10 protein-coding genes are annotated in these 13028 nt (G+C 48.2%); 1 reads left to right on the top strand and 9 read right to left on the bottom strand.

From position 1 onward, the window contains the following. Window positions 1-15: 15 nt before the first annotated feature. The 3 genes from BUB37_RS03615 to BUB37_RS03605 are packed head-to-tail and all read right to left on the bottom strand — an operon-like array spanning window position 16 to window position 4414. Window positions 16-1479, bottom strand: a complete 1464-nt coding sequence (locus BUB37_RS03615; RefSeq protein ID WP_072988623.1) for a glycoside hydrolase family 140 protein — start codon at window positions 1477-1479, stop codon at window positions 16-18. A 19-nt stretch (window positions 1480-1498) separates the two neighbouring features. Then, the gene (locus BUB37_RS03610) at window positions 1499-2962 is read right to left on the bottom strand and encodes a DUF1593 domain-containing protein (protein ID WP_094766510.1); all 1464 of its coding nucleotides are present in this window, start codon (window positions 2960-2962) and stop codon (window positions 1499-1501) included. A 6-nt stretch (window positions 2963-2968) separates the two neighbouring features. Beyond that, complete coding sequence (locus BUB37_RS03605; protein WP_244526717.1) at window positions 2969-4414, bottom strand: DUF1593 domain-containing protein; 1446 nt, start codon at window positions 4412-4414, stop codon at window positions 2969-2971. A gap of 287 nt (window positions 4415-4701) precedes the next feature. On the opposite strand from BUB37_RS03605, the gene BUB37_RS03600 reads away from it, so the two are divergent. Beyond that, a complete protein-coding gene (locus BUB37_RS03600; RefSeq protein WP_072988620.1) occupies window positions 4702-6003 on the top strand; it encodes a nucleoside hydrolase-like domain-containing protein in 1302 nt (433 codons plus the stop codon). Window positions 6004-6057: 54 nt separating this feature from the next. On the opposite strand, the gene BUB37_RS03595 is transcribed toward BUB37_RS03600, so the two are convergent. From BUB37_RS03595 to BUB37_RS03570, 6 genes are all read right to left on the bottom strand, one after another. Further along, window positions 6058-7074, bottom strand: coding sequence for an alpha/beta hydrolase (locus BUB37_RS03595; protein ID WP_244526715.1), 1017 nt, complete (start codon window positions 7072-7074; stop codon window positions 6058-6060). Further along, window positions 7071-7811, bottom strand: a complete 741-nt coding sequence (locus BUB37_RS03590; RefSeq protein ID WP_072988617.1) for a rhamnogalacturonan acetylesterase — start codon at window positions 7809-7811, stop codon at window positions 7071-7073. Before BUB37_RS03590 ends, BUB37_RS03595 begins: the two co-directional genes overlap by 4 nt. A 1-nt stretch (window position 7812) precedes the next feature. Beyond that, window positions 7813-8814 (bottom strand): pectinesterase family protein, encoded by a 1002-nt coding sequence (locus BUB37_RS03585; protein WP_212635247.1) that lies wholly within the window; start codon window positions 8812-8814, stop codon window positions 7813-7815. Window positions 8815-8942: 128 nt separating this feature from the next. After that, a complete protein-coding gene (locus BUB37_RS03580) occupies window positions 8943-10184 on the bottom strand; it encodes a glycoside hydrolase family 88/105 protein (protein ID WP_072988608.1) in 1242 nt (413 codons plus the stop codon). 30 nt (window positions 10185-10214) lie between these two features. Further along, the gene (locus BUB37_RS03575; protein ID WP_072988605.1) at window positions 10215-11210 is read right to left on the bottom strand and encodes a DUF4861 family protein; all 996 of its coding nucleotides are present in this window, start codon (window positions 11208-11210) and stop codon (window positions 10215-10217) included. A 156-nt stretch (window positions 11211-11366) separates the two neighbouring features. Beyond that, window positions 11367-13022: a RagB/SusD family nutrient uptake outer membrane protein gene (locus BUB37_RS03570; RefSeq protein ID WP_072988601.1), complete on the bottom strand. Its 1656-nt coding sequence runs from the start codon at window positions 13020-13022 to the stop codon at window positions 11367-11369. Between the last annotated feature and the right edge of the window lie 6 nt (window positions 13023-13028).

Below are 13028 nucleotides of genomic sequence, written 5' to 3'. Positions count from 1 at the left end.
TGCCAGGGCAGTGCCCTAGCGGTTATCGATTTTAAGTACTAGAACGGCATCTTCCCATTTACCGGGCGGAGCCACTATTTTCGATTCATTGGCCCGAAACGGTCCGTTTTCCACCATTTCACCATTTCTGGGGTCGAACCAAAACGAGTTGGCCTCCCTGCCAAAGACATTGTTCACCCGTGCAAAGGAATTATTGGAGAAATAGATCAAGGCCCTATCGCCCGAATGGGTGGTAACGGCCGTTTTCAAGCCATCGCCTAGACCCGTACCCGAAAGAACATTCCCATTGGGCATCCATTCATGCCATTTTTGGTCAATTAAAAATTTCCTGGCCACGGTCGCCACCTGCATGGCCCCCGGAAAATCCAAGGCCTGCTGCCAAGTGTATCCGCAATTGTAATCGCCTTCATCCCCTCGCATCGCCCATATGGGCCCCGCGCCATAGGTATGGCCCGCACCGCCGGCAAAAAAGGTTTGATAAGCCTGCCTGCGGACCCTGAGAGGGGTTATCCATCCACACTCATGCCGATAGGAACCATATTCATAAGAACCTTCCAGGAACAAGGTCGGCTTAACCGGATCGACCAATTGGTAATCGTCCAAAACCGTCCGATATACATCGTCTACCTCTTTCCAAACCTCAATGCCATTGGCATCGAGCCATACATCTTTGTGAAACCATTGCGATGAACCGTAGGGGTAATCCCCGTTAGGATGGTAAGTAAGGAAAACCTCGTCCCATGCCGGGTGACTTTCGTTCCATTTTAATTTTTTTCCCGTGACCCCGTTTCCAATACCTTCGGCCATGGCCCGATATACCTCGCGATGGTCGTACTCACTGTATTTTTGGTTTTTGTCGTAGCCTTTGAACTGCGCTTTGGTATCGCCCCCGAGCACCCAGATAATATGGGGTTCATCGGCATAACGCTTACCCAAGAAGGCTCCAAAGGCCTTGGCCTCATCCTCATTGTATTCGCCGGTTCCGGTAACCAATTGCGACGCCCAACAGGGCAGGAGGGCCAGATACAGATGGCGTTTTTTTGCCGCCTCAATTACATAGTCGACATGGTCCCAGTAGTCGTTTGGCGATTGTGGGCCACCTCCCCTAACGGTCAACGGTTCTGCCGTATTGGGCGATTCTTCATCGCCCGTAAACGGATGGTGCCCGTAGGCATTGGCCGCATTATCGGGACTTCTTTTTAGACCTCCCCCATGGGGAGACCAATGCACCACGGTTTGAATAACCGTAAACCCCAACTCCTTTCTATTGTCGAGATATCGGTCCACTTCTTCGCGGGTCAATTGTTGTATCATGCCCCAACCCGTATCGCCTATCCATAAAAAGGGGGTTTTGTCTTTGTGCTGAATAAAATGACCGTTATCGGAAACCTCAAGCCGGCCGTGTTTTTCCCAAGATGGCTGGGCGAAGGACAAAGCCAAGGAGGCGCCCCAAACCATAAAGGCATAACCTAATTTCATCTTTTTGGGTTTAAGTTGATTATTTTATATGGACAATTACCCTTTGGTATCTTGTCAATGCCGGAGCACCGCTATCCGTTACCTCACAAACCACATGGATGGTTTCGCCTTGCCGAACATCCACAGGTACTACAAAAGCGGTTTCCTTTCCGCTATCACGTGTCATTTCAATACTGCCCTTATACGTATCGGCCTCTTTATACTGCCACCATTTAAAAAACAGTTCATCCCCATCGGGATCGAAGGAACCACTGGCGTTTAGCTTAATTTCAACTCCCGGTTTCGCCGTAATGTCCAAGGGTGTATCCAATTTCACCACCGGTGGATGATTGGCATCTTGAAAAGCCTTTACGCACCAATCTGCCCGCGCCGCAAAATCGTTCTGAAGGGCATCGGCCCAACGGGTGATCGGCTTAAAATATTCGTGCATCAGGTCTTGGTTTTCGGGATAGGTTTTGCGCATATAATTACGGCCCCATGCCGTTTTTGTATACCATCTTCCTTCCGGATAAACATAGTCCGCTTCCGGAACGGGGTCTAGCCAAGTATTTTCCCTGACTTTCGTGTAACGGCCGCCCCAACCGCCATAACTGGGCGATTCCAATGAGCGTAGACCTGTTGGAATGGCGTGGATAAATGCGGGCGAGTCGCCCTCCGAACGAAAGGAACCCTTTTGTTTGGGGCTGCCGGCACTCCATCCTTCATTGTCGTCATCGCCTTTATAGGCCTTATATAGCGAACAAAGCGCACCATGGTCTTCCAGTATGTTGGATTTCATCCATTCGTTTTTAAAATAGCCTATTTTGCTTTCCGGCATTATTTTGTCCCATTGGTAGGCCATGGCCCAAAACTGGTCGCAAATAATCGTTAGGATGTTGTATTTGCCCCAAACGGGCCGAATGTAAGTTTGATAGGTCGGGTCTTGCTCCCAAATAAAAAAGAAGCGTATTTTTTTGGCTACCTGCCCCATTTTTGACGGATATTCCTCTTCTATGGTCTTTAGGGCGCGGGCAATGGTGTTGGTGCCTCCCCATGCCTGAAGCCAAACGGGCCGATTGTCCGATTCGTCCAAAAGTACTTTAACGATATGCCGCGATCCGGGGGAAACGGAATCCATTTCTCCCTCAGCCGCGACATTGCCCAAAAATTTTACCGATTTCAAATATTCGGGCGAGGGATATCCTTTGTCGTGCCCAAGCAAACTAGGGTACACTTCCCCATAGGCATCGAGGTAGGGGTCTACCCAGTTGTCTCCTGCCCATCTATGGCCCTGCCAGTGGTATTGGGAACTTGAGGTAATGATCCCCTCTACATCCCATTCATTGCTATACAATAAAAAACGCACCATGGAGCACTCGTCGTCTATTTCCCCGTCAGAGGTTACGATTACCCTTGGTTTGGCCGCCTGACCTTGAGCCCAGTTAGGCACAGGCCCCAATAAGGCAACCATAGGCCACAGAAGGTGTTTGATTACTTTGACCATGATCGACTATTCTTGCACATTAATGATCACCCTCTTATACCGGGTAAGGGCAGGGCTCCCGTTATCGGTTACCGCCAAAATTATATGCATGGTCCCGACCCGGCCCACTTTTTTAGGTATAGTGAACCACGCCTTGGACTGGTCTGCGTTTTTAATTTTAAGGGGATTGCCACTTCTGCTCGTAGAAAGGGTAAAGGTACCGGGCTCCCCATAATAGAACCATTTATAAGAAAGTCCGTCACCATCGGGATCCGTTGAACCTTCGGCATTCAATTCGATTCTGTCACCAAGCTTGGCGGTCATCCGGTCGCTATGGCCCAATTGGGGCACAGGGGGGTGATTGGCCTCTTCATAGGGTTTGATCGTCCAATCCATTCGCGCCACAAAATCGTTCTGGTACGCTTCGCGCCAACGAAAGATCGTAGCGTAATTGCTGGTATGCCAGCTTCCGTCCGATCCGAACACCTCGTCTTCGGCGTTGGTCCACAGCGGCCTTGTTTCCGGCTCCAAAAACCATTTTTCGGTCCTTGGCCTATAGAACTCGTAACGACCTCCCCAACTTCCCCAATCCGGGCGTTCCGGGTCTCCCAATCCCACATCGATCAAATACATGAAACTAGGCGAATCGCCCTCCATCAAATAATCCATATGAGGATACTCCGCACCCAATGGTCCCTTGCTCCTAATATGCTCATCCAACCAAGGGTTGTCGACAATCTCGAAATTTCCCCCGGCAAACCGGCCGTGAAACCTATCTCCGCTGATACCCGTCCATGTGGCATGGTGATACCCCCCATACCTATGAAAGCCGGGGCTTGCAATATAAAAGAGGTCGGGAAAGGTCTTTCTGATCCACGGGCCACTATCGTCTTGGTCTGAAATGGTATACACCCTGATTTTCGAAACGAATTTTTTGACCTCTTCCGGAGTCCTGGTGTTTTTTACTTTCCAAAGGGCCTGGGCCAAGCAATTGGGACCTCCCCATACCAAAACCCATACCGGGCGGGAATCTTCCCTGTCGACAACTTCTATAATATGGTCAGATCCATCCGAATCCATGCCCTCACCCACGGCGTTCATCCCATAATCCTTTCTACCTTCCTTTACCACCGACCTCAAATAATCGGCACTGGGATAGCCCTTTTCGTGTTTCAAAAGATTGGGCCACACTTTTTCGTAGGCATCCAAAATTTCGAAGATCCGCCATGTGGCGATCTCTTTTTGTTGGTGTACCGAGGTAGTGGCAATCAAAGCCTCCGTATCCCATTGATTGGAATAGGTTAAATACCGCACCAGCGACATGGCGTCGTCCGGTTCGTTCTCAATATCGGTCAATACGATTATACGCTCCTTGTCCTGGCCTACCGACTCCGCATAAAAGCACATTACAAAAACGAAAAAATAAAAAGGAGTATGGCCTACCTTACCCAAAAATTGACGAATCCAGTCCATATTCTATATACCATTTGTTATTATTCGACTTAAAGACATCCTTCCTTAACCAGAAGAATATTTATAATTCCGTTTCTTTATTGATTGAATTATTCTTAATAAACAATCGATAAATCAGAAATACATTATTTATTTTATGAATTTGATATTGTTCAAAAATAGGGGTTAGTTTAGAACGGACAAAATTAAATTTACGATTTTTTTCATTTTAACCTTTCGTTTATTTTCTTTTTGTTTTAGTTTTACAAGGCATAAAGCCCTGACCGGCCTTTTAATAAAATTTCAAAATGAGAAAATCCATATTCGTGTTCACGAAGGGGTTGCTGTTTTTGGCACTTCCCTTTCTTTGCTTTGGATGCAAGGGTATCCCGAAGTCTAAAGACCAAGCAAAACCGAGAGTTTTAATTAGCAGTGACATCGGCGGTACCGATCCCGACGACTTTCAATCGATGATCCATCTTCTGATGTATTCCGACCTATTTGAAATAGAGGGCCTGGTCGCTTCACCCTATGGCCCTGGTAGAAAAAAGGACTTTTTGGACATCATCGACCTTTATGAAAAGGACCTGCCCAATCTTCAGCTTCGTTCGCAAGGTTTTCCCCACCCCGATTCCTTACGATCCATTTGCAAACAGGGAGAGACCGAAATTGCCCCATTTAGCGGATTTAGGCAGGCCACCGAAGGTTCGGACTGGATCATTTCCCGTGCAAAAAAAGAAAGCGACCGCCCCTTATGGATTCTCGTATGGGGAGGATTGGAAGATATTGCCCAAGCACTCCACGACGCTCCGGAAATCAAAGAGAACATTCGAGTGTATTGGATCGGGGGACCTAACAAAAAATGGGGGGTCAATGCCTATTCCTATATCGCCCAAAACCACCCTGACCTGTGGATGATCGAAGCCAATGCCACCTATCGGGGTTGGTTTATTGATGACGGCACACCGGACAACTCCATGTTAAACGGCTATTACGATACCTTTATCAAAGGTCGGGGCCACATGGGCGAAGACTTTAAAAACTATTACGATGGCCAGATCAAAATGGGAGATACCCCGTCATTGGCCTATGTGATGAACGGAGACCCCAACGACCCTATGGGTGAAAGCTGGGGCGGAAGCTTTACCAAGATCGATAGAAGCTCGAGGTCCGTATTTGAACGACCAAGCACAAAGAACGATACGGTGGCGGCCTACGACGTAATCGAGTGGCGTTTTAAGGGTCCGGTGGAGTCCATTCCGAAAGATTCGGTTTGTTTCACCTTTAAAATTTTGGGGCAGACCTGGAACGGATACTATCTAGGTGCCGGCACCTACGGGGTCCGATATTCCTCCAAAAAGCCCGAAACGGGAACCTATACCACCTCCAGTGAAATACCTGAATTAGACGGACTTACCGGACAGTACACCAGTATCACCCCTTGGCCCGGAAAGCCCTCAACAGACGACTATATACTCGGAGAACACTGGTACGGAGACCGTAGGGAGCCCGAACTCTTCATCGGCGAACAGCAAGGGGCCCGAACCGTCGCAAAACACAGAAAGGCCTTTTTAATGGATTGGGCCGAACGGTGGAAATGGCTTGAATAACCCCTAAGCCACAAAGGGGCAAAGGGTGTTTTAGACATCTGGGCCGGAGCAACATTATCGCGTGGTAAATACCCTTTTTAAAAAGTCATCCATCACTTTTACCGAAGGGTCGAACCAAGGATGGTACAATATAAAAGAGTGGGGAGCCTTACCAAACACGGCTACCTTTGAATAAATGCCGTAGCGGTCCAATATCCTTATATAATCGTCCCGGCCACCGTGCATTCGGTCTACCGAACTGTTTATAAACAAGGTCGGCGGGGTATTCGGCCCCCCATAGCCCAAAGGTGATGCCGCCTCCCACAACGTGGGATTTTCCTTTTTGGGATATCCGAACCAATAGGTTGCCGCGGAAGTTCCCTTACTATCATCGCCCTCACCACTCTCAGGATGCACGAACGACAGCGTACCATCAATATCGATGACGGCATTCACATGTGATTTGTAGCGGGTTTCGCCCGTTACCCCCTCGAACAGGGGCATATTACCCGTAGTACCCAGAAAGGCGGCCAATTCACCGCCTGCCGAAAAACCACAGACCGCAATCTTTTCCGGGTCAAGTCCATATTCCCCGGCATGGCTTCTGACCCAACGTACCGCTGCCTTAAGATCATACACGGCCGCAGGAAACAGGGCCTCGGTCGAGAGTCGATATTCAGGGGTAAAACAGATATACCCAAGATTGGCAAGCTTTTGGGCCAAAGGATAATGCTGCGACCGGTCTCCGGAACGCCACCCCCCGCCATGGACGATGATTACCCCGATTCCCAAGTTTCCTTCTCCCGTGTTTTTAAAGATGTCGAGTTTTAGTTCGCGTTTACCCAAAGCGGCATAGGTAATATTTCGCTCTTCGCGAACCGACGGAAAGCTGAATTCCTCAACCATCTTTATCTGCGGGTGCCCCACTACATCGCGGGCAAAGGCAGATGCCGTGGTGTACGAGGTATCCCTAACTCCGGTAAGCCCGGCCATTGACTGGGGGTAGGCCCTTACAAAAAGAAGCAATAAAGCCATAAACGACCCTATGCGCCGCCATGCCCATGCCCGTTTTTTGGTTCTGCACAACTTCATCGCCTTACATACTTTGCCAAGGAAATAGGCAACTTTTTGAGTTCATCGGCCACTAGACCGCTTACCAACAAGGCCCCTTTTTTGGAGAGGTGGGTATTGTCTTCCTTGCCTTCGGGATAGTAAGGGTGTTCCTTGGGCTTAAAGTGCAAGTGCAATATTTTGGAGCGCTCGGGCCCGTAGGAAGTTTCGAGTACTTCGGTCAAGTACTGAAGGTCGATCAATGGAACCTCCATCTCCCTGGCTACCTGTCGTGTAACCACGGGATACTCACCATGCGTATCGACCAAGGTGCCGTACTCGTTAAAATTTCTTCGCACTATCGACGTAAACAAAATCGGGGTGGCCCCTTTCTCCCGGGTTTCGGTCACGAACCGCATCAAATTGTGCCGATAGGTCGTATGCGGATTGGTGAACCTACTGGAATCCTTAACCTTTTGGTCGTTATGGCCAAATTGTATAAATACGTAATCCCCTTGTTTTAAGGAATGGTATACCGAATCCCATCGATTCTCGGCCATAAAACTCTTGGAGCTTCTACCGTTAACGGCACGGTTATCTATCAAAACCTCTTCCGTAAAAAAGGAATCCAAGACCTGGGCCCAGCCGTATTCGGGGTTGCGCCCCGGATCTTTCTTGTCTGCCATGGTCGAATCGCCAATGCAATAGATGGTTGTTTCTTGTGCCCCGCAGGGTCGTGCCATCAACAAAAACAAAATCAATACTGCCCTCACTTTCATGTTAATCGAATTTTAAGTACCATGCCCCTTTACCGTCGGCAGGTCCATCTGCCAGGATATTTTCGAGGGTATATTCCCCCGCTTCGGAATCAGACAACTGATAAGACCATTCGACCCGCTCATGAGGCCTAAAACCCGGACCTTGGTTTTTATACTCGGCGTACAGCGTGTTTTTTTCCGCCTCCTTGTTCGACCAGTTGTCCCATCCGGCCGAAATAATATGTCCGGCCATGTAGCATTGGATAAAGACCGTCTTGGCGAAAGTACGCCAAGGCCTTCCCAAATACACGGCATCGACCCCTTCGGGCGCAGTAAGCCTACAGTTTTTAAAAACATAGCCGAATTTTTCGCCCTTGGGCGTCGAGGCGGCGGTAATGTAAGAATTTGATTTGCTGTGTATGTCGCAGTCTTCAAAAAGTGCGGTTGCCTGCCCAAAGATAAAATCGGTAGTACCCTCGATATGGCAGTTCTTGTAGTACTGCTTAAAACCTTCACCCGTAACGTACAAGGTATCTTGATTGCCCGTAATGGTACAGTTTTCAATACGTACGCGATCGGCATCCACGGCCAAGGCCACGGCTTGGCCTACTGCTCCCGCGGTATTCCGTATAGTGAGGTTCTTCGCATAAAAATCATTGCCCTGGACCAAAAAAGTAGGGGTATGAAACGTACTGTTCCTTCCTCGATTTATCTTATCAAAATAGTCGTCATAGGTTATTACGGTCTTTTCACGATCTTCTCCGATAATGCTCATTTGCGTGTTCCACCCATAGACTTCAATTTTTTCGCGGTAGACCCCGTTCTTCACCTTAATGACCACCCTTTTGTCAGGAAAGGCCTTGGCACTGTTGATCGCTTCCTGAATGGAGGTAAAATCGGCCGAACCATCCAGGGCAACCGTCATATTATGAATATCTATTTTTTTCGACGGTTTTTCCTGCCCGTTGACAAAACATGCGACCATTAAAAACACACAGAGGACGGTACGGGAAAAGCGCATCATTCTATACCATTGATTTAACGTTCATAATCGACCACCACAGTCTTTTGGGTTCGGTTTTCATTGCTTTCCGCCGAAGTACGCAATGCCTACACCTTCCCAACTCGGCGGCCCTATTTCCTATCCGTAAGCTATCTGTCAAGTTCCAAGGAAGCCATCATAAAAGGCCCTGTACCCTTGGGGTCGTTAGAGCGGATGATCTCGTTTACATAATAGTCGAAAGACCCATCGCGATAGGGATCGCCACCGAGTCCGGCTACGCCACAGCAGCGGTTCAGATTGACGACACCGTTATCTTCGACACTTACAAATTCGGTTAGTATACCCTCGTATCCTTTTTTGGCGTAGTCCATAAATTTTTCCGGTAGGTAACCTTTATTGACCCCTTTTGCCAAAGTATAGGTAAACATACATGTACCCGTAGCTTCTAGGTAGTTGCCCTCCCGTTCGGGCAGGTCGAGCACTTGGTACCATGTACCCGTACTGTCTTGGTACTTTACAATGGCCTCGGCATACCGGTTGAGATACCCTATAATTCGCGCTCTTCCCGGATGGTTTTCCGGCAACAGTTCGATAATGTCTACCAAGGCCATCCCGTACCAGCCCATACCTCGTGACCAGAAGTGTGGCGAAAGCCCCGTTTCCTTATCTGCCCAACGCTGTTCCTTGCTCGCGTCCCATCCGTGGTAATAAAGTCCCGTTTCGGGATCCCTACTGTGCTTTTCAATAAGGTCGAACTGCAGCACGATCTTGTCGAAGGTCTCTTCAGCGTCTAGACCTTTCATAAAATGGGCGGCATATTTGGCATGAAAAGGCTCGGCCATATAAAGGCCGTCCAGCCACATTTGGTGCGGATATCTTTTTTTGTGCCAATAGCCTCCCTCGGCAACCAAAGGTTGATCCAGCAATTGCCGATGAAGGGTATCCATGGCCTTTTTAAACCTGGGCTCTTCCTTTTTTTGGTTCAAGTAAAAAAGCACATCGCCCGATTTGATCATATCCAGGTTGTAATTATCCTGTTTATAGGTTTTTATCGATCCATCTGCATTGACCATCCTATCGGCGTATTCGTAGATATAACCATAAATCTTTTCATTGGGGGTACTTTCGTGAACCCTCGACATGGCCTGCAACACCAGACCGTTGGTATAGCTCCAACGCGGTTTTTTTTGAAAATCCAATAAAGTCGGGTCAGGGAAACGATGGATTTCGGAAAGGGCCATTCGTTCGGACCATTTCAAATCTTCCGGCACCACTTTTTCAACGGTATCCGCGGGTTTTTCCTGCTTTTTTTCCGTCTTGCAATTAAGTGATACCAATGCTACCAATAGCAAGGCTGCAACAGCCCTTAGTTTTCCTTTTTGTCTTGTCATTATTTAAAATTTAATCGTTGTTGGAATAATTTACCGGGCCAGTTCTTGCAAACGCCCGTCAATATAGGCAATGAATTCTTCTTTGGATTTGAGGCCGTCCTTTTCCTGCTCCCAAGCAGCGGCAAAATAATATGTGATCGGTTCGGCGGTTGGTTTGAAAACCAACAAATGATCGTGTTCCGAGTCGACCATTTGATCAACGGTTTCCGTCTTATAGAAGATAACCATGCCCAAATTATCGGGTACCAGGCTTTGCTCCCCATAGGTGGCCATATAGCCCCATTGGCCATCTTCGCTTTTCTTGGTCATTAAATCGATACCATCGAATTTGACCATTCCGGTACAAAGCCCTTCCCCTGCCTGTGAGGGAGTTAGTGTAGCCTTGGTCATACGGGAGTCGGGCTCAATAAAAAGTTCAGATTTTAGGTCTATGGTTTTATCAAGGGCGGTCCATCCAAGGTAATTGATAACAACCCCAGAGCCTTTGTCGGAGTTGTGAATTCGTACGTCGCGCGAACGTACCTGCTTGAAATGTTCGACCGTATTCTTGCCGTCGAACCTTCCGTAAGAACCGATACCCAAGGAGCTGCCCGCTTTTAAGATATCCATGCCCCAGGGACTATCCTCGTGATACGAATCATAATTATCTTGCCCGACCTTTGAAAGCACCATGGTATCAACCTTTTTGCCAAAAATATCGATGGCATTGCGCCAGTCGAAGTAAATACGGTAGCCTACCTTATTGCTTTCCCATCCGGGGCCCTCATAGCGAACATAATACGAATGGTCGGTAAGGCTGTCCGGCGCCTTTAAGTAATCGACATTCTTAAAGGTAAAGTTTTCGCCCACATACTTTGTGCCGACCCATTGCCCCCCTTCCTTAATAGATATTTCGGCATAGGTTTTCGGAGCGACGACTTCTTTTTCAGCGATGGCCTCCGCAGTCCCTTCTTTGGTGTTTTGCTTGCAGGAGCTCATCGACCAGATCAATACGCCGGCAAGAAAAATAGTTTTATTTACGACCATGAATTCTAGATTGTTTTATAGTTAAAAGATACCACTTATTTAAACGGATATGATCAATTTAAAAAAGGAATTTGGCAAAGGAAACTTTGCCAAATTCCAAACTAAACTAACTTAAAGAAACTAAGTTTAAAGAGTTCAAATCTTGTTTTTACGCCTTTAGTTATAAGCCGGATTTTGGGGAAAATCGTTGTTCTGGTTCAAATCCAATGCCTGTTGCGGTATGGGACGCAAAATTTTCAAGGCGTTCACCCCATTAAAATTGGCTTCATCTATTTGGGCATTGTACAGCGACGCCCTTTCTACCAGTTTTCCCGTACGTTTTAGGTCGAACCATCTGTGGTACTCACCGAACAGTTCGCGTGCCCTTTCGTCCAAAATAAAATCGATATCGAACTCGGCCAGGGTGGCATCTGCCACGCCGGCGCGTTGCCTTACCACATTTAAGCGCTGCAGGCCTGTGGCGGGGTCACCGGCCTTGAGGTAGGCCTCGGCCGCCATTAGATAGGTTTCGGCCAATCGGGCCAAGAAAATATCCCGGGTACTTGACCGCCCCCCAAAAGCGGTCTCGGGGTCGGGGTCGTCGAATTTCTTTACACATATCACCTCATAATCCAAGGAAACCTGGTCCGTCCATTCGGAGGAATACTCGCCCCATCGGTGATACTTAAAGTCCGGAGCCAATAGATTCGTACTCACGTAGTTTAAGCTATCCGCTTCGGTGAACCATTGCGGCTCATAGAACTCGTTGACCACGAGGTTATCGTGATCCTCCTTGGGCACCCTATAATAGGTAAAGTAGGAAGGCCCCGTATAATCATCCGTATTTATATAAAAAATCTCGGTCATAAAGGTGCCTTCCCATCGGGAATCCTCTTTTGAAAACAAGCCCAAGGCAAAATTCGTAGGACAGGCCGAATAATCCCTTGCCGGGGCTTGGCCCTGCACCTCCGAACCGCCTAAGTACGATCCAAAATAGGCATATTGCCTGCTCCCCAGTCCATCGGGATCGGCACTGATGGAATTTGGGCTAAATTGTACCGAGAAAATCACCTCTTCGTTCATATCGTTCCCCGGGGCAAAGACCTCTTCAAAAGGAAGGTTCAACGCCTGCCCCCCAATGACCTGATCGGCCAAGGAAGCGGCCGTGTCAAAATCGCTTGGCGTACCAAAATCTTCATACCCCCTTGTTAGGTATACCTTGGCCAATAAATTTCTTGCCGCCCTTTTGTTGACCCTGCCCGTATAGGCCCCATCGGCCGTATTGGCAATGGCATCCTCGAGGTCCGTTATAATCTGCTGGTACACTTCCTCGGCACTGTTCCTGTCAAACTCCAGGACCGGGGTGTCGTAGTAATCGGTAATGGCGACCCCTCCATAGGTCTGCACCAACAAGAAGTATGACAAGGCCCTTAAAAACTTTACTTCACCCACCAAAGTAGATAGTTCCGCGGTCTGTTCGGTTATTTCGGAATAGTACAGGGCCCTGTTCGCCAGCTGTATGGCTTCATAGCATTCGTTGTACAGATGGTCTACATCCGAAGATGTAGAGTTTAAATCGGTATATTCCGCCAAACCCAGGGGGCCTCGGCCCCTGCCCTTTGAATAGAGGTCGGTGCCCCCGATATACAACCAAGGCGTGTCGCCATATATGTCCCGCAATTGGGAATAATTGGCATTTACCAGCGAGTTAAAGCCTTCGGGCGTTACATAAAATGTTTCGGCTGATTCGCTGGATAAATTTTCTTCCTCTATGAAGTCGCTACATGAGGTTAAGGCAGCGAATATAATTCCTATTATATATATTCTTTTCATCTCTCT

Origin of the sequence: Pseudozobellia thermophila (assembly GCF_900141855.1) — a bacterium.
Lineage (GTDB): Bacteria > Bacteroidota > Bacteroidia > Flavobacteriales > Flavobacteriaceae > Pseudozobellia > Pseudozobellia thermophila.
The sequence above is the reverse complement of the archived record's forward strand: the minus strand, read 5'-3'. Positions and strand labels throughout refer to the sequence as shown.